21 protein-coding genes are annotated in these 22265 nt (G+C 70.7%); 5 read left to right on the forward strand and 16 right to left on the reverse strand.

The window, feature by feature from the left end:
- Positions 1 to 92 precede the first annotated feature (92 nt).
- The 3 genes from OG452_RS29085 to OG452_RS29095 are packed head-to-tail and all read left to right on the forward strand — an operon-like array spanning position 93 to position 3699.
- The gene (locus OG452_RS29085; protein WP_327298525.1) at positions 93 to 1130 is read left to right on the forward strand and encodes a sugar ABC transporter substrate-binding protein; all 1038 of its coding nucleotides are present in this window, start codon (positions 93 to 95) and stop codon (positions 1128 to 1130) included.
- Between the two features lie 2 nt (positions 1131 to 1132).
- Entirely contained in the window at positions 1133 to 2668 is a 1536-nt protein-coding gene (locus OG452_RS29090) for a sugar ABC transporter ATP-binding protein (RefSeq protein WP_327298526.1), read from the forward strand.
- Positions 2665 to 3699 carry an ABC transporter permease gene (locus tag OG452_RS29095; RefSeq protein ID WP_327298527.1) on the forward strand — a complete coding sequence of 345 codons (1035 nt, stop codon included), beginning with the start codon at positions 2665 to 2667 and terminating at the stop codon, positions 3697 to 3699. The genes OG452_RS29090 and OG452_RS29095 overlap by 4 nt, the downstream gene beginning before the upstream one ends.
- A gap of 116 nt (positions 3700 to 3815) precedes the next feature.
- Here OG452_RS29095 and OG452_RS29100 read toward each other — a convergent pair whose 3' ends face one another.
- Positions 3816 to 4487 (reverse strand): FadR/GntR family transcriptional regulator, encoded by a 672-nt coding sequence (locus OG452_RS29100; RefSeq protein WP_327298528.1) that lies wholly within the window; start codon positions 4485 to 4487, stop codon positions 3816 to 3818.
- A 186-nt stretch (positions 4488 to 4673) separates the two neighbouring features.
- Here OG452_RS29100 and OG452_RS29105 point away from each other — a divergent pair, with 186 nt between their 5' ends.
- On the forward strand, positions 4674 to 5240 hold the full coding sequence (locus OG452_RS29105) for a MarR family winged helix-turn-helix transcriptional regulator (protein WP_327298529.1): 567 nt from the start codon (positions 4674 to 4676) through the stop codon (positions 5238 to 5240).
- Here OG452_RS29105 and OG452_RS29110 read toward each other — a convergent pair.
- The 11 genes from OG452_RS29110 to OG452_RS29160 all read right to left on the reverse strand — a co-directional run bounded on the left by OG452_RS29110 (position 5234) and on the right by OG452_RS29160 (position 15422).
- Positions 5234 to 6268, reverse strand: a complete 1035-nt coding sequence (locus tag OG452_RS29110) for an aromatic ring-hydroxylating dioxygenase subunit alpha (protein ID WP_327298530.1) — start codon at positions 6266 to 6268, stop codon at positions 5234 to 5236. The genes OG452_RS29105 and OG452_RS29110 overlap by 7 nt on opposite strands.
- A gap of 1 nt (position 6269) precedes the next feature.
- Positions 6270 to 6494 carry a recombinase-like helix-turn-helix domain-containing protein gene (locus OG452_RS29115; protein ID WP_266858651.1) on the reverse strand — a complete coding sequence of 75 codons (225 nt, stop codon included), beginning with the start codon at positions 6492 to 6494 and terminating at the stop codon, positions 6270 to 6272.
- 109 nt (positions 6495 to 6603) lie between these two features.
- Positions 6604 to 7551: a PDR/VanB family oxidoreductase gene (locus tag OG452_RS29120; protein WP_327298531.1), complete on the reverse strand. Its 948-nt coding sequence runs from the start codon at positions 7549 to 7551 to the stop codon at positions 6604 to 6606.
- 10 nt (positions 7552 to 7561) lie between these two features.
- The gene (locus OG452_RS29125; protein ID WP_327298532.1) at positions 7562 to 9187 is read right to left on the reverse strand and encodes a thiamine pyrophosphate-binding protein; all 1626 of its coding nucleotides are present in this window, start codon (positions 9185 to 9187) and stop codon (positions 7562 to 7564) included.
- 10 nt (positions 9188 to 9197) lie between these two features.
- The gene (locus tag OG452_RS29130) at positions 9198 to 9986 is read right to left on the reverse strand and encodes an SDR family oxidoreductase (protein WP_327298533.1); all 789 of its coding nucleotides are present in this window, start codon (positions 9984 to 9986) and stop codon (positions 9198 to 9200) included.
- Positions 9987 to 10003: 17 nt separating this feature from the next.
- On the reverse strand, positions 10004 to 10744 hold the full coding sequence (locus OG452_RS29135; protein ID WP_327298534.1) for an SDR family oxidoreductase: 741 nt from the start codon (positions 10742 to 10744) through the stop codon (positions 10004 to 10006).
- Positions 10744 to 11265: a cupin domain-containing protein gene (locus tag OG452_RS29140; protein WP_327298535.1), complete on the reverse strand. Its 522-nt coding sequence runs from the start codon at positions 11263 to 11265 to the stop codon at positions 10744 to 10746. Before OG452_RS29140 ends, OG452_RS29135 begins: the two co-directional genes overlap by 1 nt.
- Positions 11266 to 11305: 40 nt before the next feature.
- Positions 11306 to 12100 carry an alpha/beta fold hydrolase gene (locus OG452_RS29145; RefSeq protein ID WP_327298536.1) on the reverse strand — a complete coding sequence of 265 codons (795 nt, stop codon included), beginning with the start codon at positions 12098 to 12100 and terminating at the stop codon, positions 11306 to 11308.
- Positions 12097 to 12885 (reverse strand): aspartate dehydrogenase domain-containing protein, encoded by a 789-nt coding sequence (locus tag OG452_RS29150; protein WP_327298537.1) that lies wholly within the window; start codon positions 12883 to 12885, stop codon positions 12097 to 12099. Before OG452_RS29150 ends, OG452_RS29145 begins: the two co-directional genes overlap by 4 nt.
- Positions 12882 to 13886 carry a VOC family protein gene (locus tag OG452_RS29155; RefSeq protein WP_327298538.1) on the reverse strand — a complete coding sequence of 335 codons (1005 nt, stop codon included), beginning with the start codon at positions 13884 to 13886 and terminating at the stop codon, positions 12882 to 12884. Before OG452_RS29155 ends, OG452_RS29150 begins: the two co-directional genes overlap by 4 nt.
- Positions 13887 to 13919: 33 nt before the next feature.
- The gene (locus tag OG452_RS29160) at positions 13920 to 15422 is read right to left on the reverse strand and encodes an aldehyde dehydrogenase family protein (protein WP_327298539.1); all 1503 of its coding nucleotides are present in this window, start codon (positions 15420 to 15422) and stop codon (positions 13920 to 13922) included.
- Positions 15423 to 15697: 275 nt separating this feature from the next.
- On the opposite strand from OG452_RS29160, the gene OG452_RS29165 reads away from it, so the two are divergent.
- Positions 15698 to 17098 (forward strand): MFS transporter, encoded by a 1401-nt coding sequence (locus OG452_RS29165; protein WP_327298540.1) that lies wholly within the window; start codon positions 15698 to 15700, stop codon positions 17096 to 17098.
- 96 nt (positions 17099 to 17194) lie between these two features.
- Here the strand turns inward: OG452_RS29165 and OG452_RS29170 are convergent, their stop codons facing one another.
- The 4 genes from OG452_RS29170 to OG452_RS29185 form a co-directional block, all read right to left on the reverse strand.
- Positions 17195 to 18802, reverse strand: a complete 1608-nt coding sequence (locus tag OG452_RS29170; RefSeq protein ID WP_327298541.1) for a glycerol-3-phosphate dehydrogenase/oxidase — start codon at positions 18800 to 18802, stop codon at positions 17195 to 17197.
- Between the two features lie 5 nt (positions 18803 to 18807).
- The gene (glpK, locus tag OG452_RS29175) at positions 18808 to 20337 is read right to left on the reverse strand and encodes a glycerol kinase GlpK (RefSeq protein ID WP_327298542.1); all 1530 of its coding nucleotides are present in this window, start codon (positions 20335 to 20337) and stop codon (positions 18808 to 18810) included.
- A gap of 45 nt (positions 20338 to 20382) precedes the next feature.
- A complete protein-coding gene (locus OG452_RS29180; RefSeq protein ID WP_327298543.1) occupies positions 20383 to 21159 on the reverse strand; it encodes an MIP/aquaporin family protein in 777 nt (258 codons plus the stop codon).
- A 304-nt stretch (positions 21160 to 21463) separates the two neighbouring features.
- Positions 21464 to 22228 (reverse strand): IclR family transcriptional regulator, encoded by a 765-nt coding sequence (locus tag OG452_RS29185; RefSeq protein ID WP_327298544.1) that lies wholly within the window; start codon positions 22226 to 22228, stop codon positions 21464 to 21466.
- Positions 22229 to 22265 lie beyond the last annotated feature (37 nt).

Here is a 22265-nt window from a genome sequence, read left to right on the forward strand (position 1 = left end):
GACGCACTGACCGCACCGCACAAGACGCACTGAGCACACCGGGCCGCACGGCCGACAGAGCATCAAGCGCCACTATCAAGGACGGGACACCAATGAGAGTGCGTACAACGAGTGCGGCGGCCTGCGCCGTACTGCTGGCCGTGACTGCGCTCGCGGGCTGCAACCGCGACTCCGGCAGCGGTTCGCAGGACAAGAAAGTCGGCATCGACCTGCCGCGCAGCGACAGCGACTTCTGGAACTCCTACCAGCAGTACATCAAGAAGGGCGTCGCGGCCGGCGAGGTCAAGGCGCTCCCGCTGACCAACTCGCAGAACGACATCGGCAAGCTCGTCGCCAACGTGCAGACGTTCAGCGACCAGGGAGCCAAGGCCGTCGTGATGGCGCCGCAGGACACCGGGGCCATCGCCTCGACGCTGCAGAACCTCAACCAGAAGAAGATCCCCGTCATCAGCGTCGACACCCGCCCCGACAAGGGCGACGTCTACATGGTGGTGCGCGCCGACAACCGTGCGTACGGCGAGAACGCCTGCAAGTACCTGGGGAAGCAGCTGAAGGGCAAGGGCAAGGTCGTCGAGTTCCAGGGCGACCTGTCGTCGATCAACGGCCGGGACCGCTCCGTCGCCTTCAAGTCCTGCATGACCAAGGACTTCCCCGAGATCAAGCTCTTCGAGCTGGCCACCGACTGGAAGGGCGATGTCGCGTCGGCCAAGCTCCAGTCCACGCTGGCCGCCAATCCCGACATCAACGGGATCTACATGCAGGCGGGCGGTGTCTTCCTGCAGCCCACACTCGCGCTCCTGGAGCAGAAGAAGCTGCTGAAGCCGGCCGGCACCAAGGGCCACATCACGATCATCTCCAACGACGGCATCCCGGAGGAGTTCGACGCGATCAAGGCCGGGAAGATCGACGCCACCATCTCCCAGCCCGCCGACCTCTACGCGAAGTACGCGCTGTACTACGCCAAGGCGGCCGTCGACGGCAAGAAGTTCAAGGTGGGCCCGACCGACCACAACTCCAACATCATCAAGATCCCGAACGGCTATGAGGACCAGCTCCCCGCGCCGCTCGTGACCAAGGCCAACGTGAACGACCCGAAGCTGTGGGCCAATCAGCTGGGGAAGAAGAACTGACGATGCCCGATGCACCCGCGGTTCATGCGCAGGGCATCGTCAAGCGCTTCGGTCCCACCGTCGCACTCGACGATGTCCGCCTGACAGTCCAGCCCGGTGAGTCGCACGCCCTGGTCGGGCGCAACGGCGCCGGAAAGTCCACCCTCGTCAGCGTCATCACCGGGCTCCACCGGCCGGACGCGGGGACGCTCACCTTCAGCGGTGAACCCGCGCCCGCCTTCGGCGACACCATGGCCTGGCAGTCGAAGGTCGCCTGCGTCTACCAGAAGTCCATGGCCGTCCCCGATCTCACCGTGGCCGAGAACCTCTTCCTGAACAACTTCGGCACCGGCCGCGGTGCGGCGGGCGGCCGCTGGATCAGCTGGTCCGGGCTGCGCAAGCGGGCCGCGGCGCTGCTCGCCGAGTACGGGGTGAACATCGACCCCAGCACCCGCGCGAAGGACCTCTCCGTCGAACAGGTGCAGTTCGTGGAGATCGCCCGCGCGCTGTCCTTCGGGGCCCGGCTGATCATTCTCGACGAACCCACCGCGCAGCTCGACGCACGGGGGATCCAGAGCCTGTTCACCAAACTCAGGGACCTCCAGAGCCAGGGTGTGGCGTTCCTCTTCATCTCGCACCACCTCCAGGAGGTGTACGAGCTGTGCACCGCGGTCACGGTCTACCGCGACGCGCGGCACGTCCTGACGGCGCCCGTCGCCGAACTGGGCAAGGCCGATCTGGTCGCGGCTATGACCGGCGAGTCCGCGACAGGTCCGGTGGCCTGGCACGCGGCCTCCGGTGCGAAGCCGGCGGCCGGGGCCGGGGCGGCCGGGCCCGTCCTGCGGACCGAAGGGCTCGCCGTCGACGGCGAGTTCGAGCCACTGGACATCGAGGTGTACCCCGGTGAGGTGCTCGGTATCGCGGGCGCAGCGGCCAGCGGCAACACCGCGCTGGGCGAGACGCTCGTCGGTATGCGCAAGGCGACTTCCGGGCGGGTCTCGGTCCGGGGCCGCGAGGTCAGACCGGGCAGCGTGCCGCACGCCCTGAACGCGGGGATCGGCTACATCCCGGAGGACCGGCACCGCCAGGGCCTGGTCCTGGAACGCAGTGTGGCGGAGAACGCCACCCTGACGGTCGCCGACCAGCTGGGGCCGTGGGGGTCCGTACTCCCCTCCCGTACCCGGGAGTTCGCGAGGACCATGATCTCCTCGCTGGACATCAAGACCACCGGACCCGACCAGAAGGTCTCAGGGCTCTCCGGGGGCAACCAGCAGAAGGTGGTGGTCGCCCGCGCGCTGGCCCGTAACCCCAGCACGCTGGTGGCGGTACGGCCGACGGCCGGTGTGGACATCAAGTCCAAGGACTCGCTCCTGGGCGTGGTGCGGCGGGTCGCCGACGGGGGCAACGCCGCCGTGATCATCTCCGACGAACTCGACGACCTGCGGGTGTGCGACCGGGTGGTCGCGCTCTTCCACGGGCGGGTTGTCGCCGAATACGACAGTGGGTGGACGGACGGGGAACTGGTCGCCGCCATGGAAGGTGTGGGGGAGCGGGCATGACCGACACGATCCGGCCGGCAGCGGCCGAGGAGACCAAGGGGCAGGTGAGCCCGGTACGCGCCAGGCTGGCGCTGGTCCGCTGGAGCGACTTCTCGCTCGTGCCGGTGATCCTGGTGCTGATGGTGATCGGATTCATCGTCTCGCCGGTGTTCCTGACGTCCCAGAACCTGATCAACGTCATCCAGCAGTCGTCCGAACTCAGCCTGCTGGTACTGGCCCAGGCCTTCATCCTGATCTGCGGGCGGATGGACCTGTCACTGGAGTCGACGATCGGTATCGCGCCGGTCATCGCGCTGTGGCTGGTCCTGCCCTCGTCGGGCGACCGGTTCACCGGCCTCGGGCTGCTGCCTGCCTGGACGGCGATCCCGCTCTGCCTGCTCGCGGGGCTGGCGATCGGTGCGTTCAACGGCTTCCTGATGCTCAAGCTGCGCGTCAACGGCTTCATCGCGACGCTGGGCATGCTGATGATGCTCCGCGGGCTTCACATCGGGATCACCGAGGGCAAGTCGATCATCGACGTCCCGTCCTCGTTCAGCTACCTGGGCAGGGCCTCCTGGCTCGGCGCCCCCGCCGCGGTCTGGATCTGCCTGGCGCTGTTCGCCATCGGCGGCGCCGCGCTGGCCTGGACCCGGCACGGCCGGTCGCTGTACGCGATCGGCGGCAACCCGGAAGCGGCCCGCGCGGCCGGTATCCGGGTGGACCGGGTCACCTGGATCGTGCTGGCGATCGGCGGACTGCTCGCGGCCTTCGCCGGAATCCTCTACACCGGCCACTACGGTTCGGTCGGCGCCGCCCAGGGCAAGGACATGATCTTCCAGGTCATGGCAGCCGCAGTCATCGGCGGCATCGGGCTGAAGGGCGGCCGGGGCACCATCTTCGGCGCGCTCACCGGTGTGCTCGCCCTTCAGCTGGTGGTCAATGTGATGACGCTCGCCGGGGTGCCGGGCCAGTGGGAGACGTTCCTCAACGGCGCGATCATCATCATCGCGCTGATCGCCTCCCGCTTCGCGAGCGGTGAGGAGCAGGACTGACGCGCCACCGGGACGCGTCACCGGGGCGGGGTCTCAGGACACGTCACCGGGACGCCGCTCCAAGGACGGGGCTCCCGGAACCGGGCCATGGCGGCCTGGTCCCGGGAGCCCCGTACTCACAGGGTCGAGCGCAGCCACTGCTCGACGCTGGCGATGTGCACCGTCGCCCAGGACCGGGCCGCTTCGGCGTCCCGGTCCCTGAGCGCCGTCAGGATGGCGCGGTGCTCGTGGAGCGTACGACTCACCGCGTCCTCCTGGGTCAGCCCCCGCCACACCCGGGCGCGGGTGGTGGGCCCGGAGAGGCTGTCGAGCAGTGAGCAGAGCACCGAGTTCCCCGAGCTCTGCACGATGCCCCGGTGGAACTCCAGGTCGCAGGCGACCAGTTCCTCCACGGAGGGCTGCGGGCCGAGCGCGTCCAGCTGGGCGCTGAGCGTCTCCAGCTCCTCCTCGCCGATCCGGTGCGCGGCCATCGCTGTCGCGGCCGGCTCCAGGATGCGGCGTACGGCCAGGAACTCCAGCACGGTGTCGTCCCGGTGGAAATCCACGACGAAGCTCATCGCTTCGAGCAGCAGCTGGGGATCGAGACTGGTGACGTACGTGCCGTCGCCCTGCCGCACGTCCAGGATGCGGATCAGCGAGAGCGCGCGCACCGCCTCGCGCAGCGAGTTGCGCGAGAGCCCGAGCTCCGACGCGAGTTCGCTCTCCTTGGGCAGCCGGTCGCCTGGCCGCAGTGCGCCCGAGACGATCATTTCCTTGATCTTCTCGATGGCCTCGTCGGTCACAGCCATGGGAACCTCGCCTCAACAGACATCCGATGTATCTGCTGATTATGGCGCCTCCGGGGCCTCTCGCGCACGCGGGTCCGGGTAACCCGCGGGACCGGGCCGTAAGACACCTGTGCGGGCCGACATATTTCAGGGCTAAGGTTTCATCCTTGTATGACGTTGTGAGCGGTGACAGGGAGGCTGCGGCGCATGGCCGGGAAGAAGGCGGCGGGGGCACATCAGGATGCTGTCGCGTCCATTGTGGAGGACTGGGCGAGGGAGCGTCCCGAGCTGGACACCGCGCCCCTGGAGGTCCTCGCCAGACTGCACCGTACCTTTCTGCGGTACAGCACCAGACTCACCACCGCGATCGACCGGCACGGGCTCTCGGTGGCGGGCTTCGACGTACTGACCGCGCTGCGCAGGGCCGGTGCGCCCTACCGGCTGACGGCCGGCCAGCTCGCCGACTCGGGTCTGGTGTCTTCGGCCGGGGTGACGCTGCGGATCGACCGGCTGGAGAAGGACGGCCTGATCGTCCGGGAACGCGACGCCGACGACCGCCGTGTCGTCTACTCGCGCCTCACCGACGCCGGGCTCGCCAAGGTGGACGAGGTGTTCGCCGAGCATCTCGACAACGAACGCCGGATGCTCGGCGGCCTCACCCCCGCGGAGTGCCGTCAGCTGGCACGGCTGCTCTCCCGTCTTGAGCGGTCCATCACCGACTCGGACACGGACCCCGGCCCGGCCGGCGCGCAGGGCACCCCCGGCGGTCAGTGACGCGGTGCCGGGGCCTGGGCCGGGACCTGTGCCGCGCCCTGAGCCTCGGCCTCCGCCCGGTACATCCGGCGGAGCCTGACCACGCCCAGGTCGTGCTGGTACAGGTTCTCCCGCTGGTCGGCGTCGGCCGGCATGGCCTCCAGCATCACCCGGTCCTGTTCGAGCACCTCCCAGTGGCGCTTCTCGATCAACGTCCGGTAGAGGAAGCGCCAGCTGTCCCGCTGCCAGCCCTCGACCTTGCGGTAGCGCCAGAAGAAGACACCCGTACGGTTCTCGTCCACCGGGCAGACCATCCCGACGATGCCGAACGGGCCGCCGGGGCCCGCCGACGGGGGATAGGGGATCGACAGGTCGACCCAGTCGACGCCGGTCCTGCACAGCTCGACCCAGTCGAAGTTGACGCCACGCTGGTCGGTCTTCTCGAAGAAGTAGCCCCGCCCGGTCTCCCGGATGCGGAACTTGGCCGTGGTGTCGCCGTCGAACATCGTGTGCGACTCGTGGTGCAGGAACGCGCCGTGCATCGGGTCGAGCAGGTTCTCCACCGCGTACCGCCAGGGGCCGTTCCACTCCGCGTAGCAGAGGAACGAGTCGGTGCCCGGGTCGGTGAGCGGCTCCGGCAGCGTCAGCGGCGCCGGCTCGGGGTGCTCCTCGTCGCCGAAGTACGCGAGCACCGCCCCGCCCACCTCGCGCACCGGCAGGCTCCTGACGAGCTTCTTGCCCTCCAGGTTGCAGCCGGGCAGCCCCGGCACCGATGAGACCGTGCCGTCGGTCTCGATCTCAAGCCCGTGGTACCAGCAGGAGACCCGGTCGCCCAGGTGCTTGCCCAGCGAGAGCGGCGCGCCGCGGTGCGGACAGCGGTCGGCGAGCATGCTCAGCGTCGAGTCGGAGCGGCGGAACAGCAGCCACTCCTCACCGAGCACGGTGACCTTGCGCATCGCGCCCGGCGCCACGAAACGGGAGGGCACGACGGGGTGCCACTGGTTGCGCAGGCCGGTGGCGTAGATGTGGTCGGCGGTCAGAGTGGTCATGTCACGCTCCCAGTCGGTTGATCTCGTCGCGGAAGGACTGCTCGGTCCACGGGGCGCCGTCGGGGGAGTGCACCTGGCGGGCGTTGAGCCCCCGTACGACGTCGGCCAGTTCATGGCCCTCGTGGGTGAAGACCTCTTCGAGCGCCGAGGCCAGCCGGTACTCGTAGGGCGTGGGCTCATGGGTGCGTGACTGATGTACGTCCAGGTAGGGCCAGTCGGTGGTCACAGTGCCTCCAGGAGGGTTTCGGGGTTTCACGGTCTCGGGTTTCACGGTCTGGGGGTTCACGGTCTCGGGTTTCGCGGTCTCCCCACCGCCCATCGCGGCGGAGAGACCGTCAGAGGTCGAGTACGAGACGTCCCGATGCACAGCGCGACACGCAGATCATCATGGTCGCGTTCGACGCGTGCTCGGTCTCGCTGAGTACGAAGTCCCGGTGGTCCGGGGTGCCTTCGAGCACCCGGGTCTCGCAGGTCCCGCAGATGCCGTCCCGGCAGGAGCTGCCGACCGGGATGCCCGCGGCCTCGACGGCCGCCAGGACGGAGGTGCCGCCGCCGACCGCGACCGTGACGCCGGACGCACGGCACTCCACCTCGAAGGCCGTGTCGTCCCCGGCCGGCTTGACGGCCGGTGCGGCGAACCGCTCCACCCGCAGCAGCCCGGCCGGGCAGACCGCCTCCACGGCGTTGAGCAGCGGCTCGGGCCCGCAGCAGTACACCAGCGTGCCGCGGCCCACGCCGTCCAGCGCCGCCGCCAGGTCGATGTGCCCCAGCTCGTCCTGCGGATGCCGGAGCACGTCCCCGCCGCCGAGCGCCGCCAGCTCGGAGCCGAACGCCATGGACGCCCGCGTCCGGCCGCCGTGCACCAGGGTGTACGGAACGGACCGGCGCCCGGCCTCCCGGGCCATCGGCAGGATCGGGGTGATGCCGATGCCGCCCGCGATGAAGACGTAGCGCTCCGCCTCCTCCAGCGCGAAGTGGTTCCTCGGCCCGGCGGCGGTGACCCGCTGACCGGGGCGCAGCCTGGTGTGCACATACCGTGAACCGCCGCGCGACGACGGCTCGTCGAGTACGCCGATGCGGTAGGCGGACAGGTCGTGCGGGTCCCCGCAGAGCGAGTACTGCCGGGTCAGCCCGCCGACCTCCAGGTCGAGATGGGCGCCGGGCTCCCAGGGCGGCAGCGGCTTGCCGTCCGGGTGGGCGAGACCGACCGAGAGGACACCCTCGGCCTCCAGGGTCATGGTGCGGACAAGAAGTTCGAGCCGGGATTCTCCGGTCGTGTCCATGGTGGCCTCCCTACGCCGTGGGGATCGTGACGGGCGGGGTGAACGGGTTCTTCATCGGGCCGAGTTCGGCCAGGTCGACCTCGACGAGCACAGGCCCGCCGGACGCCACCGCGTGTTCGAGCACCGGGTGCGCGTGCTCGGCGGCGGCTATCCGGGCGTACGGGAGGCCACAGGCGCCTGCCAGCCGCTCGAAGTCGGGAGTGGTGAGATCGACCCCGGACCGCCGCTCGCTGTAGCGGTCCTGCATGTTGCGGAGCACGCCGTAGCCGCCGTCGTTGAACACGACAAGGGTCAGGGCCGGGCGCTCCTGGGCGAGGGTGAGCAGCTCGCCGAGGTGGACCGCGAGGCCGCCGTCGCCGGCCAGCACCACGGTGGGGGTGTCCGGCCGGGCGAGCGCCGCCCCTATGCCCATCCCGAGGCCCTGTCCGATGCCGCCGCCGCGCGGGAAGACATTGGACCGTGGGTCGTACATGTCGAGCAGCCGGTTGCCCCAGCTGCTGGAGGCGATGGTGACATCGCGGGCGACGACCGCCTCGCGGGGCAGCACCGCCCGCAGCGCGTCGCAGACCGCGGCCTGCGGGCCGATGGAATCGTGCAGCAGGGCCCGTACCTCCTCGCGTACGGACGTGACCCGCGCCGTCCAGTCCGGCTCCGCCCGGCGCGCGTACGGCAGCAGGGACTCCAGTACCTCGGCCGCGCGCCCGTGCAGGGCGTGGCGCGCCGGGTAGACGCGGCCCGGTGCGGCCGGGTCGATATCGAGCTGGATGTGGGCCGCCGGCAGCGTGAGGGTGTAGTCGGCGGTCTCGTTGGACCTGAAGTGCGTGCCGATGGTGAGCAGTACGTCCGCGTCGGCGAGCAGGGCGCGCACCGCGGGCGTGGTGGCGAAGTTGCCGATGACCGCCGGGTGGTCCTCCGGCACAGCTCCCCGCCCCGAGTTGGACGTCAGCAGGCCCGCGCCGGTCGCCGCGAGCAGCGCCGTGAGTTCCGGCCCGGCCCCGGTCGCCCCGCCGCCCGCCCAGATCAGCGGGCGCCGCGCTGACGCCAGCAGCGCCGCGGCGGCGGCGAGTTCGGCCGCGTCGGGCACCGGGTGCGGGCCATCGGCGGGCGCCGCACCGGTGTCGGTCTGCGCCGCGTACTGGAGATCCACCGGCCACTCGACGCTGCCGGGCCCGCCCGGAGCGGTCAGCGCGGCGCGGGCCGCCTCGCGCAGCAGCCGGCCCGCGTCATCGGCCGATGTGACGGTGGCGGCGTACGCGGAGACCGCACGCAGCATCGAGAGCTGGTTTTTGGTCTCATGGATGAAACCGCGCCCGCTGCCCAGGTAGGCGCTGTCGATCTGCCCGGTGACGTGCAGGACCGCGGTGCCCGAGCTGAGCGACTCGATGAGCGAGCCGGCCGCGTTGCCCGCGCCGGTGCCCGTGGAGGTGAGCGCGCAGCCGATCGAGCCGCGCGCCCGGCCGTAGGCGTCGGCGGCGCTGACAGCGGTGGCCTCGTGCCGCACGGGCACGAAGCGCAGCTCCCGGTCGACGGCCTCGACCAGCGGCAGATTGTGCACGCTGACGATGCCGAAGACCGTGTCGATGCCGAGTTCACGCAGGACGGCGACGAGGAGATCGCCTCCGGTGGTGTAACGCATGGTGGTCTCCTCAGAGGATGGAGCGGCCGACGCCGCCGCAGACGTCGATGCCGGTGCCGGTGATGTACGAGGCGCGGGGTGAGAGCAGGGCCACCACCGCGTAGGCGACCTCATCGGCACGGCCGAGCCGGCCTAGCGAGATCCCGCGGTCGGCGGCCAGCTCCGCCTGCCACCGCTCGTACGGCAGTGAGGTGCCGGACGACGCGTGGCGGCGGGTCCACTGCCCGGTGTCGACCAGCCCCAGACAGACGGAGTTGACCCGGATGCCGTCCGGGGCCAGCTCCTGCGAAAGGGACTTGGAGAGGTTGAGGATCCCGGCGCGGGCGGCGCTGGTGGTGATGAGCCGGGGTTCGGGCTGCTTGGCGAGTACCGCGTTGATGTTGACGACCGAGGCGACCGGCGAGGCACGCAGCAGGGCGAGCGCCGCGTGCAGCGGGTTGAGGACACCGGCGAACTTCAGCTCCAGCTCGTCCCGCCAGTCCTCCGCCGTGCTCTCGGCGAAGTTCTTCATCCGCGACTGGCCGGCGTTGTTGACGAGCCCGTCCAGCGCCCCGAAGTGCTCAGCCGTACGCTCGGTGAAGCGGCGGACCGCTTCGGCGTCCCGGACGTCGCAGACACCGGTGAGCAGCCGGTCGCCGCCTGCGCCGAGACCTGCGGCGGCCGCCGCGAGCCGGTCCGCGTCACGGCCGCAGGTGGCGACGTTGGCGCCTTCGTCGAGGAGGGCGCGGACCGTGGCCAGGCCGACGCCCGAGCTGCCGCCGGTCACCAGTACGGTGCGGTCGGCGAGGCCCAGATCCATATCAGTTGCTCCGATGGTCAGTTCATGGTGAAGCCGCCGTTGACGGCGATCACCTGTCCGGTGAGGTAACGGGACTCGGCGCCCAGCAGGTACGAGACGAGCCCCAGCAGATCGTCGGGGCGCTGCGGGCGTGAGATGGCCCGGTTGGCGCGGTACAGCTCATGGCGCTCGGCCGGTACGGACTCGGTGGCCTCGCCCTCGGTGATGCCGGGCGCCACCGCGTTCACGGTGATGCCCCGGTCGCCGAGTTCCCTGGCCATCGCCCGGGTGAGCGCGATCACGGCGCCCTTGGACGTGACGTAGTGGGCGAGCCGTACAGAGCCGTACAGGGCGGCGTCGGACGCGAGGTGGACGATGCGCCCGCCGTCGCCGTGCGCAAGCAGCTGGGGCAGCAGCGCACGGGAGACCAGCCAGGGTGAGCGGGCGTTGACGGCCATCAGCCGGTCCCACTCCTCGACGGTGATGTCCTGGAACTCCTTGCCGCCCACGCCGTTGGCGAGCGCCGCGTTGTTGACGAGACCGTGCAGCGGGCCGAGCGGCGCGACGGCCGACGCGAGGGCGTCGACCGACGCGGGGTCCGCCACGTCGCACCGTACGAAGTGGGCGTCCAGACCCTCGTCGCGCAGCTCGCGGACCGCCGATTCGCCGCGTTCCCGGTCCAGTTCGGCGACCACCGCCCGGAAGCCGTCCCGGCCCGCCCGGCGGGCCATGGCCAGTCCCAGGCCACGGCCGGCGCCGGTGATGACGACAGTGCGCATCAGTCGCGGGTCACGCCGTGCATCGGCGAGTGCTCGGGGTAGGTCGGGACCTGCGGCTTCTGGGTGCCGATGACGACGCAGAACAGCGCGTCGGCGTCGCCCTCGTTCTTCAGCGAACGCGCCACACCGGCCGGGACCACGATCATGTCGCGGTAGCCGAGCGTGCGGTACTCCACCTCGTTGTCCCCGCGGTGGATCCCGACGCGGACCTTGCCCTCCAGGACGAAGAAGGCCTCCTCTACGTCGTGGTGGGTGTGCTCGGGGCCCTCGGCGCCGGGCGGCAGCAGCATGTTGGAGAAGGTGAAGCCGCCGGACGGCAGGATCCTGTTGTCGCTGTCGTGGTTGCCGGTCGCGCCGGATCCGACGTAGCGGATCTGCGCGCGCCGGTACTGGTCACCGGCCTTGGCCTGGAACGCCAGGGTGTCCCAGTCGGGCTCGCGGGAGTCCTTCGTGGCGATCAGGGAGTCGGTGTAGCCGGCGAGGTCGCCGCCGTTGTCGTACTCGGTGGTGGTGACGGGCATGACGTGCTCCTTCTCGGTGTGGTTGCTGCTGCTCGGGTGGTCATTCGGGGATCTGTGCGGTGATCCTGAGGTGGGAGAGGACCCAGGCGTTGAAGGCCCGGGGCTGCTCCTGGTTGGCCAGGTGACCGGCGTCCTTGACGATCACGTAGGCGGACTTGTGGAGGGAGCCCGCGATGAGCTGGCTCGCCTCGGCGCCGGTGACCTGGTCCTGGTCGCCGCAGATGACCAGGGCGGGGGCGGTGATCTCGGTGAGATCGGTACGCAGGTCGGCCGCTGCCATCGCCTCGGCCGCGTAGCCGTATCCGGGCAGCCGGACGGCGTCGGCCATGGTGTCGACGACCCGCCGCACCAGGTCAGCGGGCGCCGCTCCGGAGACGAGGCGCGGTCCGCGCTGCTCGGCGAAGGCACGCGGCCCGGCGGCCGCGAGCTCCGCCGCCCGTCCGCGCATCGCCGCCGCCTTCTCCGGGTCGGCGCCCGAACCGGCGCTGGAGTCGGCGACGATCAGCGAGGCGACGAGTCCGGGGTGGCGGGCGGCCAGCCGCAGTGCGATGACCCCGCCCCAGGAGACGCCCAGCACATGGGCGCTGCCGCCGCGCTCCTCGATGAGCGCCGCCGCCGCGTCCGCGTAGCCGTCGAGCGTCAGCGGGTCCTGCGGGTCGGGGGATGCCGCGTAGCCGGGCGCGTCCCAGGCCACCACCCGGACGTACGCGGAGAGTTCCGCGAGCTGGGGGGCGAAGGCGGCGGAGGAGGAGCCGATGCCGTGCAGGCAGAGCAGCAGCGGCCCCGTGGTCCCGGCCTCCGTGACATGCGGGGCGGCCGCCGGTGCGGCGGTCACAGGATCTGCCCCGTACGCCCGGCGACGGCCGCGATGCTGCGCAGCACCGCGTACGGCACGATCCGGCTGGTGGCGGGATTGCCCGGGTCCGGCAGGTGCGCGACCTCGAAGCGGTACGACCCCTGCGGGCCCTCCGCCTCGATCAGATGACGGGTACGGTCGGCGCCCGGGTCGGCGACCACCCGGACCCGTACCGCGTCCAGGTCCCCCACGGCGAGGGCCACCGAAGCGGCCACATTGGTCGACTTGGGGAATTTCACCGGGATGTCGCGCGCGGTGCCCGAGAGGACCTCGACCGGACCGGTCGCCGTCCGCATCCGGGTCAGCAACTCCTCGTCCATCCACGGCTGTTCCAGCGTGGACGGCAGTTTGGTGGTGGTCAGCCGTACGTCGTTCAGCGGTCCGAGCCCCCGGGCCGCCTGGAGCAGATCGAGGCCCCCGACGGCGCCCGATGTGAAGTACACCCGGCCAGGACCCGCGTCCAGCAGCCGCTTGGCCAGCTCCTCGTCGGTGAGAGCCCCGGTCGAGGCGATCAGCAGATCGGTCCCGGACCGCAGGATGCGCTCGGCCCACTCCCGTACGACGCCCTGGCCCGCCGCCTCCACGATCAGATCGCAGCGCTCCAGCGCCTCGTCGAACGTCAGCTGCGGGGCGGGTGCTTCGCCGATCGCGCGGTTGTCCACCACACAGACCAGCTCGACGCCTTCGACGGCGCCTGCGGCGAGTGCGGTGCCCACGGTGCGGCCGATGGCACCCCAGCCGACGAGTCCCACGCTGCGGGTCATACCGGGATCTCCTCGGTGTCGGTGTCGGTGTCGGTGTCGGTGGTGCCGGTGCCGGAGGCTGCTGTGTCGGCGCCGGCACGGGGGGCGGCCGGGGCGGCGAGCGGGCCGGGGTCGGGGGAGCCCGCCATCCGGTCGCGGATCTCCGCCGACGGCGGTCCTGCCGTGCCCCAGAGATCGGACAGTTCGGGGGTCCGCCGCCAGACCCGGGCGATCCAGGCGTCCTCCACGATCTGCGCGACCTCCGACGTGTACTCGCAGACGAGCCCCGACGGGTCGGTGAAGTACGAGAAGGTGTTGTCGCCCGGACCGTGCCGGCCGGGGCCCCACTGCGGGACGATGCCGTGGTGGCGCAGGCGGCCGAGCCCGCGCATGAAGTGGTCGACCGAACTCATCTCGTACGCCACGTGGTTCAGCGAGGCCCACTCAGCCTGGTTGAAGGCAATGCAGTGGTGGTCGGCGTTGCACCGCAGGAACGCCATCTGGTGCTCGGACCAGTCGGAGACCCGCAGGCCGAGCACGTCGCGGTAGAAGGCGACGGACGCGTCGATGTCGGTGGTGTTGAGCACGGTGTGGGTGACGCCGACCGGCACCGAGCCGTCCCGGCCGCGCGGTGCGACCGCCTCGACCTCGGCGCTTATCTCGATCAGCCGGTGTTCCGGGTCGGTGAAGCGCAGCCCGTAGCCGCCGCCCACCTGGTCGAGGGGGCCCGGGCCCGCGACCGGGGTGATGCCACGGGCGAGCAGCCGCCGGGCGGCCTCGTCCACATCGGCCGGTGTCGCCACGGCGAAGGCGATCCGGCCGAGACCGGTGCGGTCGGCGCGGGTGAGGTGCAGCACGTGGTGCTCGGTACCGGTGCCGCGCAGCCAGCGCGCACCGGGGCCGGACTCGACGCTCTCCAGGCCCCAGACCTCCTGGTAGAAGTCAGCGGTCTCGGTGAAAGCGGGGGTGAACAGCTCGACGCTGCGCAGCGACCGCAGCCGGGCGATGGGGGGTTGGGGCATGACTGTCTCCAGACGGGCTGTGACGACCGGCGGTTACGCGGCGGACCAGGGGAGGGGGGCGTCCGACGTGCCCCAGTACAGGGACTTCTGACGCTGGTAGGCGCGGATGCCGTCGCGGCTCTTCTCCCGCCCGAGACCGCTGTCCTTGAGGCCGCCGAAGGGGGTGGCGATGCTGAACTGCTTGTAGGTGTTGATCCAGACGGTGCCGGCCTCCACCCGGCGGGCGATCCGCCAGGCGGCCCGGTGGTCACGGGTCCAGATGCCGCAGGCCAGCCCGTACACCGAGGCGTTGGCCCGCCGGACGAGGTCGTCCTCGTCGACGAACGGCAGCGCGGCGAGCACCGGTCCGAAGATCTCCTCCTGGCAGGTGCGCGAGGAGTTGTCCAGGCCGTCCAGGACGGTCGGCAGGTAGTAGGCGCCGTCCCGGTACTCGTCGCCCGGCGGTACCGAGCCGCCGCAGAGCACCTGGGCACCCTCGGCGCGCGCCAGGTCGACCCGGGCCGCGACCGAGTCCCGGTGCCGGTGGTGCACCAGCGGTCCGACCTGGGTGTCGGGCGCGGTGCCGGGGCCGACCCGCAGTTTCCGGGTGCGCTCGACGAGTTCGCCGACGAATGCGTCGTAGATCTCACGCGCCACGAAGAGCCGCGAACCGGCGATGCAGGACTGCCCGCTGGAGGAGAAGACACCGAACATGACGCCGGCCAGGGCCTGTTCGATGTCGGCGTCGGCAAGCACGATGGTCGGTGACTTGCCGCCGAGCTCCAGCGAGACGGGCATGAGCTTCTCGGCCGCCGCGTGCGCGATCGTCCGTCCGGTTTCCGTACCGCCGGTGAAGCTGACCTTTCCGGTACGGGGATGGCGCACGATGGCGTCGCCCACGATGCTGCCGCGCCCGGGGAGCACCGAGAGCAGCCCGGCAGGCAGGGAGAGTTCCCCGAGGGCGCGGCTGATCAGCCGGCCCAGCGCGAGCGAGACCAGCGGGGTCCACTCGGCGGGCTTCAGCAGGACCGCGTTGCCCCCGGCGAGGGCGGGTGCGAGCTTCTGCGCGTCGCTGGCCACCGGGGAGTTCCACGGGTTGATCGCACCGACGACGCCGATCGGCTCAAAGGTGCTCATCGTGAGGTAGTCGCCGCGCGACGGGGTGATCGCCTCCTCGGCGGTCTCCAGCGCGGCGGCGGTGTACCGGAAGGTCCCGGCCGCGCTGGCCACCAGGGCGCGGGTCTCGGTGAGGGCCTTGCCGGTGTCGGCGGTCTGGAGCGCGGCGAGGTGTTCGGCCGCGCCCTCGGTCAGCTCGGCGATCCGGTGGAGCAGCCGGGCGCGCTGATGGGGGAGGAGTGCGCGCCAGGCCGGGTCGGCTGCGGCGCGGGCGGCGCCTTCGGCGGCTTCGTCGACCTCCGCCGGGGTCACGGCGTGCACGGTGGCGAGCACCTGTCCGGTGGCCGGGTCGACGGTCTCGGCCGGGGCACCGGCGCCGCGGCGCCACACGCCGGCCACGAGCGCTTCGTCGGGTACTTCGGCAGCAGGGGACCGGGGCATACGGGAGCCTCCTGGCTGAACGGGTTGGATGGGGGCTGCTTTGGGTGAGAGCTAGAAATCTAAGGGCTTAAATATCTCGGCGCAACCCCTAATTGTTTGGTGATTTACCTGTGCAGACCCTTGACGTCGTCCGGTAAGCAGGCGATACAACTTAAGCGCTAAGAAACTTTGGCCTAACGCGCTTCACAGTCCGGGTTGCGGACAACCCCCGTGGGACACCGCGTTCTTCTCGCCTCGCCCTCGCCCCTCAGCCGTGGAGTCGGAGGACCCTGCATATGACGATCGACGCTTCAGCGGACCGAGCGGTCCGGGCGGCCGTCGCCGCCCGTTTCGAACGGCTCCCGATGAGCCGCTGGCATGTCACCGTCCGGCTCATCGTGGGCGCCGTCACCTTCTTCGAGGCGTTCGACCAGCTGCTGATCGCGTACGCGATGCCCCAGCTGCGCCACGAGTGGCACCTGACCGATTCCGCCTCCACCTGGCTGCTCACCGTCGGCTCGGTCGGGATGCTGATCGGTGCGGTGCTCTCCGGCCGACTCGCCGACCGGATCGGCCGCGTCAAGGTCATCGCCCTGTGCGTGGCCGTCTCCAGCCTCGCCAACCTCGCCCTGGCCGCGACCCAGTCGCCCGGCGCCTTCATGGCAGTGCGCTTCGTCCAGGGACTGGCCATCGGCGGCGAGGTCCCGGTGGCCGCCACCTTCATCGCCGAGATCACCCGCAGCCACCGGCGGGGGCGGTTCGTCCTGCTCTACGAACTGGTCTTCCCGGCCGGACTCACCGTGGGCGCGCTGGTCGCCGCCTGGGTGGTGCCGCTGCTCGGCTGGCGCTGGATGTATGTGCTGGCCGCAGTGCCCGGGGTGCTGTGCGTCCTGGTGCAGCGCGCCGTACCGGAGTCCCCGCGCTGGCTCGCCGAACACGGCAGGGTCCAGGAGGCGGCCGATGTGATGACCAGGATCGAGGCCGCGGTCCAGCGCGCCACCGGGCAGCCGCTGCCACCCGTCACCGACCCGCCGGCCGACCGGGCGGGCCCGGCGCCCGAAGCGGTCCCGGAAGCCGGGGTGAGCGGTCTGCGCGGGCTGTTCACCGGCCGCTACCGCCGCCGCACCCTGGTGATCGGCGCCCTCTGGTTCACCGGCTACTTCGTCAACTACGGCATCACGTCCTGGCTGCCGACGATCTACCAGAACCGCTACGGCCTCTCGCTCTCCGACGCGCTCCTCTACTCGACCGTCACGGCCTGCGCGGGACTCGCGGGCTGTCTGGCCGCGGCCCTCACCGTGGACAGCGCCGGACGCAGGCGCGTCATCACCGTCTGCCTGTCCGGAGCCGCCGTGATGCTCTTCGTACTCGCGTACCTCGGCGCCCGGACCCCGGTCCAGGTACTGGTGTGGACCTCGCTCGCCGCGGTCTTCTTCTTCGGCTCCAACATCTGCCTCTACCTCTACACACCGGAACTCTTCCCGACCCGGATGCGGGCCCTGGGCAGCAGCATGGGCGGCGCGATGAACCGGCTCGGAGTGATCCTCGGCCCCATCGCCGTCGGCATGGTGTACGCCGGGGGCCGTGTCTCCCCGGTCTTCGTGGTGCTGGGAGCGGTGGCCCTGGCGGGCGCCGCCGTCGCGGTGGTCGGCGCGGAGGAGACGGCGGGGCGGCGGCTGGAGGAGGTCTCGCCCTGAGACGACTGCCGGACGGGGCAACCGGGTGACACGAGGGAGGGGCGGCCCGTCAGGACCGCCCCTCACCGCTGTGCCGTTCTCACCGCGGCGCAGTCGCTACTTCTCGCCGAGCACGTCCTCGACCTTCGCCCGGACGTCGTCCGTGGCCAGGCCCCGGATGGTCAGCGTCGTACGGCGGCGCAGCACGTCGTCGGCCGTCTCGGCCCACTCGTGGTCGCGTGCGTAGACGACCTGCGCCCATATCTCCGGGGCGTCCGGGTGGACCCGCTCGGCCAGCGCCGGGTCCTCGTTCGCCAGCCGCGCGATGTCGAAGGAGAGCGAGCCGTAGTGCGTCGCCAGATGGCGGGCTGTGTCCGCCGCCATCCGCGGCCCCGGCTCCCCGCCGTCCACCAGCAGCCGGTGCGCGACCGCGTGCGGGTTGGCGATGCCGGGCAGCGGCTGCTTCTTCGGCAGGTGCGAGATCGGCTCCATGTCGTCGCCGAGCGGGTGGCCGGGCAGCGCGGCCAGCTTGTTCATGACCGTACGGCCGATGTGCCGGAAGGTCGTCCACTTGCCGCCCGCCACCGACAGCATCCCGCCGCGCCCCTCGGTGACGACCGTCTCGCGCTTGGCCTTCGAGGTGTCACCGGGGCCGCCGGGCAGCACCCGGAGTCCGGCGAAGGAGTACGTGATCAGATCACGTGAGAGCTGCTGGTCCCGTACGGAGAAGGCGGCCTCGTCCAGGATCTGCGTGATGTCCTTCTCGTTGACCGAGACATCGGCGGGGTCGCCCTCGTACTCCTCGTCGGTCGTGCCGAGCAGCAGCTGGTCCTCCCACGGGAGGGCGAAGGTGATCCGGTACTTGTCGATCGGCGTGGCCAGCGCGGCACGCCAGGGCGCGGTGCGCTTGAGCACCAGGTGCGCGCCCTTGGAGAGCCGGATGGAGGGCGCGGCGTTCGGGTCCTCCAGCTTGCGCAGGTGGTCGACCCACGGGCCGGTGGCGTTCAGTACGAGCCGGGCGCTGACGCCGAACTCGCTGCCGTCGAGACGGTCCTTGAGCTCCGCGCCGGTCACCCGGCCCCTCGTGAAGCGCAGCCCGGTGACCTCGGCGTGGTTGAGCACGGTGGCACCTGACTCCACGGCGGCGCGCACCGTCATCAGGGCCATCCGGGAGTCGTTCATCTGGTCGTCGCCGTAGACCGCGACGGCCTTGAGGTTGTCGGTCCGCAGCTCGGGCACATCGCGCTGCGCCTTCGCCGCGGAGATGACGTGGCCGACACCGTCGCCGAAGGCGGAGAGCGCGGAGTAGGCGAAGACGCCCGCACCGAGCTTGGCCGCGCCGTGCGGTCCGCCCTTGTACACCGGCAGGTAGAACGTCAGCGGGTTGGCCAGGTGCGGGGCCACGTCACGGGAGACGGCGCGGCGCTCGAAGTGGTTCTCCGCGACCAGCTTCACGGCCCCCGTCTGGAGGTAGCGGAGGCCGCCGTGCAGAAGCTTGGAGGAAGCGGACGAAGTGGCGCCGGCGAAGTCACCGGCATCCACCAGGGCCACCCGCAGCCCGGACTGCGCGGCGTGCCAGGCGGTGGAGATGCCCAGGATTCCGCCGCCGATCACCAGGAGGTCGTACGTCGCCTTGGAAAGCTGCTCCCGAGTCTCGGCGCGGCTCGGAAGGGAGCCGGAGGCCGGGTGCGTCCCGAGGGCCGGGACGCTCTGCAGGGTGGTCATATTGGTTACTCCTCGTCTTCGAGCCAGCCCATGGTCCGCTGTACGGCCTTGAGCCAGTTCTTGTACTCGCGGTCACGGACGGCCGCGTCCATCCGGGGTGTCCACTCGGCGGCCCTGCGCCAGTTGGCGCGCAGTGCGTCGGTGTCCGGCCAGAAGCCGACGGCGAGACCGGCGGCGTAGGCAGCGCCGAGGCAGGTCGTCTCGGCCACCATCGGGCGCACCACGGGTGCGTCCAGGAAGTCGGAGAGCGTCTGCATCAGCAGGTTGTTGGAGGTCATACCGCCGTCGACCTTGAGCGACGTCAGCTCGACGCCGGAGTCCTTGGTCATGGCGTCGCTGATCTCACGCGTCTGCCAGGCGGTGGCTTCGAGCACGGCACGGGCGATGTGCGCCTTGGTGACGTAGCGGGTCAGGCCGGCGATCACACCGCGCGCGTCGGGACGCCAGTACGGGGCGAACAGACCGGAGAAGGCCGGTACGAAGTACGCGCCGCCGTTGTCGTCGACCGATGAGGCCAGGGTCTCGACCTCGGCGGCACTCTTGATCATGCCCATCTGGTCGCGCAGCCACTGGACGAGCGAGCCCGTGACGGCGATCGACCCCTCCAGCGCGTACACCGGCTTCTGGTCGCCGATCTGGTAGCCGACGGTCGTCAGCAGGCCGTTGTACGAGTTGACGGGCGTGCCACCGGTGTTCATCAGCATGAAGGTGCCGGTGCCGTACGTCGACTTGGCCTCGCCCTCGGAGAAACAGGTCTGGCCGAACAGGGCCGCCTGCTGGTCGCCGAGCGCGGAGGCGACGGGCACACCGGCCAGCACGCCCCCGGCGGCCGTGCCGTACACCTCGGAGGACGAGCGGATCTCCGGCAGCACGGCCGCCGGGATCTCGATGGAGCCGAGGATCTTCGGATCCCACTTCATCGTGTGCAGGTTCATCAGCAGCGTGCGGGAGGCGTTGGTGACGTCGGTGACGTGGACGCCGCCGTTCACCCCGCCCGTCAGGTTCCAGATGACCCAGGAGTCCATGGTGCCGAAGAGGATGTCGCCGGCCTCGGCGCGCTCGCGCAGCCCCTCGACGTTGTCCAGCAGCCAGCGGATCTTCGGCCCGGCGAAGTACGAGGCCAGCGGCAGACCGGTCTCACGGCGGAAGCGGTCCTGGCCCACGTTGCGGCCGAGCTCGCGGCAGACCGCGTCGGTGCGGGTGTCCTGCCAGACGATGGCGTTGTGGACGGGCTCACCGGTGTTCTTGTCCCAGAGCAGCGTGGTCTCGCGCTGGTTGGTGATGCCGATGGCCTTGACGTCGGCCGCTGTGATGCCGGCCTTCTCGACCGCGCCCGCCACGACCTCCTGGACGTTGGTCCAGATCTCGGCGGCGTCGTGCTCGACCCAGCCCGGCTTCGGGAAGATCTGCTCGTGCTCCTTCTGGTCGACGGCGACGATCCGTCCGTCCCGGTCGAAGACGATGCAGCGGCTGGAGGTGGTGCCCTGGTCGATGGCCGCGATGAACGGCCCGGTGGTGTGAGCGTCAGTGGTCACGGTGTGCTCCGAGATTCTGAAGGGGTGGTCGTCGGTGCCGGCAGGTCACGCGAAGGCGAGGTTGTACAGACCGCCTGCGAGAGCGCCGCCTATGAGAGGGCCCGCCACGGGTATCCACGCGTAGCTCCAGTCCGAGCTGCCCTTGTGGGGGAGCCGCAGCAGGGAGTGGACGATACGCGGGCCGAGGTCGCGGACCGGGTTGATGGCGTAACCCGTCGGACCGCCGAGCGAGAGCCCGATGGAGACGACGACCAGCGACGTGATCAGGGCGCCCATGATGCTGAGGCCCTTGCCGTCCGCGCTCAGGCCCTGGGTGAGGATCGCCAGGACGAGGACCATGGTGCCGATGATCTCGGTGGCCAGGTTCTGCACGACGTTGCGGATCTCGGGCGCGGTGAAGAAGACACCGCCCACCGGGCCGGGGCCCGGCTCGCTCTTCGTGGTGCCCTTGTCCATCGCCGCGATCTCCGGGTCCCTCAGGTGGGCCTGGAAGTGTCCGTAGTACGCCACCCAGACCAGCGTCGCGCCGATCATGGCGCCGAGCAACTGCGAGCCGAGGTACAGGGGCACGTCGCCCCACGGGGTGTCGCCCTTGATGGCCAGGCCTATGGTCACCGCCGGGTTCAGGTGAGCGCCGGAGACACCGGTGGAGATGTAGGCGGCGGTCAGTACGGCGAATCCCCAGCCGAACGTGATGGCCAGCCAGCCCGCGTCCTTGGCCTTGGAGCGCTTGAGTGTTACGGCGGCGCACACACCGGCGCCGAGCAGTACGAGTACGGCGGTCCCGATGGTCTCGCCGATGAAGATGTCGGAGCTGGACACCCGCGACTCCTTTGTCCTTCGTCCAGGGGAAGCCGGACACCGGTTTCCTCCGGTCGTCCGCGCCCTCAGGTGAGGGCGTTGCCGGCCCTTTGGCACTGTCACACCTTAACGCGTATTTCCGTTAAGTGTTCGACAATGCCGACCGATGAACGGCAGTTTTGTCCTGCGGTCGGTAAACGTCAAGAGGCTGTGACGCGAAACTCGATGAGGACTTCCACCGGGGCCGGGCCGGGACCCTGCTGGGGCCTCGCTGGGGCGCTGCCAGGGACAGGGAAGGAGCCCGGGAACGGGCCCGCGGCGGCGCTCAGAAGCGGCCGGCGCCCAGATCGCGCGAGACGGAACGGGCGCAGTCGCGCACCGCGGCCACCAGTTCCGGGCGCAGCTCCCCGTCCACACAGACCCGCTCGACCGCACCGGTCACCGCGATGGCGCCCAGCGGCATCCTGCGCCGGTCATGGATGGGGGCGGCCACCGATGCCACGCCCTCCCAGGTCTCCTCGACGTCGGCGCCCCAGCCGCGCGCCCTGGTCAGGTCGAGCACCGACTCGAACTGCTCCGGGTCGCTGATCGTGCGGGGGGTGAAAATCTGCCGCTCGGTCTCCAGGGCCTCGCTGTGCGCCACCGGGTCGTACGCCGAGAGCACCTTGCCGAGGGCGCTGGAGTGCAGTGGCTGCATGGCTCCGACCTCCAGCACCTGCCGGCTGTCGTCGGGGCGGAAGACATGGTGGACGATCAGGACGCCCCGCTGGTGCAGGACGCCCAGATAGACGCTCTCACCGCTGGAGCGGGCCAGGTCGTCGGTCCAGACGAGGGCGCGCGCCCGCAGCTCGTGGACATCCAGATAGCTGTTGCCCAGGCGCAGCAGTTCGGCCCCCAGCTGGTAGCGCCCGGATGCCGGGTCCTGCTCCACGAAACCCTCCTGCTGGAGGGTGCGCAGGATGCCGTGGGCGGTGCCTTTGGCCAGGTCGAGGGAGGAGGCGATGTCGGACAGGCCGAGCCGCCGCTCGCCGCCCGCGAGCAGCCTCAGCATCGCAGCCGCCCGCTCCAGGGACTGAATGTTCTTCGCCATTGCTGGGCCACCCTCCACGCTGTTCGGCAATGCTGAA

The organism is Streptomyces sp. NBC_01197 (assembly GCF_036010505.1).
GTDB lineage: Bacteria > Actinomycetota > Actinomycetes > Streptomycetales > Streptomycetaceae > Streptomyces.

Excerpts from the sequence above, each read along its gene's own strand:
- OG452_RS29150 (WP_327298537.1), bottom strand. The coding sequence starts at position 12,885 with ATGACCCGCAGCGTGGGACTCGTCGGCTGGGGTGCCATCGGCCGCACC.
- OG452_RS29160 (WP_327298539.1), bottom strand. The coding sequence starts at position 15,422 with ATGCCCCGGTCCCCTGCTGCCGAAGTACCCGACGAAGCGCTCGTGGCC.
- OG452_RS29130 (WP_327298533.1), bottom strand. The coding sequence starts at position 9,986 with ATGGATCTGGGCCTCGCCGACCGCACCGTACTGGTGACCGGCGGCAGC.
- OG452_RS29125 (WP_327298532.1), bottom strand. The coding sequence starts at position 9,187 with ATGCGTTACACCACCGGAGGCGATCTCCTCGTCGCCGTCCTGCGTGAA.
- OG452_RS29140 (WP_327298535.1), bottom strand. The coding sequence starts at position 11,265 with ATGCCCGTCACCACCACCGAGTACGACAACGGCGGCGACCTCGCCGGC.
- OG452_RS29100 (WP_327298528.1), bottom strand. The coding sequence starts at position 4,487 with ATGGCTGTGACCGACGAGGCCATCGAGAAGATCAAGGAAATGATCGTC.
- OG452_RS29095 (WP_327298527.1), top strand. The coding sequence starts at position 2,665 with ATGACCGACACGATCCGGCCGGCAGCGGCCGAGGAGACCAAGGGGCAG.
- OG452_RS29165 (WP_327298540.1), top strand. The coding sequence starts at position 15,698 with ATGACGATCGACGCTTCAGCGGACCGAGCGGTCCGGGCGGCCGTCGCC.
- OG452_RS29135 (WP_327298534.1), bottom strand. The coding sequence starts at position 10,744 with ATGCGCACTGTCGTCATCACCGGCGCCGGCCGTGGCCTGGGACTGGCC.
- OG452_RS29105 (WP_327298529.1), top strand. The coding sequence starts at position 4,674 with ATGGCCGGGAAGAAGGCGGCGGGGGCACATCAGGATGCTGTCGCGTCC.
- OG452_RS29155 (WP_327298538.1), bottom strand. The coding sequence starts at position 13,886 with ATGCCCCAACCCCCCATCGCCCGGCTGCGGTCGCTGCGCAGCGTCGAG.
- OG452_RS29185 (WP_327298544.1), bottom strand. The coding sequence starts at position 22,228 with ATGGCGAAGAACATTCAGTCCCTGGAGCGGGCGGCTGCGATGCTGAGG.
- OG452_RS29085 (WP_327298525.1), top strand. The coding sequence starts at position 93 with ATGAGAGTGCGTACAACGAGTGCGGCGGCCTGCGCCGTACTGCTGGCC.
- OG452_RS29110 (WP_327298530.1), bottom strand. The coding sequence starts at position 6,268 with ATGACCACTCTGACCGCCGACCACATCTACGCCACCGGCCTGCGCAAC.
- OG452_RS29170 (WP_327298541.1), bottom strand. The coding sequence starts at position 18,802 with ATGACCACCCTGCAGAGCGTCCCGGCCCTCGGGACGCACCCGGCCTCC.
- OG452_RS29120 (WP_327298531.1), bottom strand. The coding sequence starts at position 7,551 with ATGGACACGACCGGAGAATCCCGGCTCGAACTTCTTGTCCGCACCATG.
- OG452_RS29090 (WP_327298526.1), top strand. The coding sequence starts at position 1,133 with ATGCCCGATGCACCCGCGGTTCATGCGCAGGGCATCGTCAAGCGCTTC.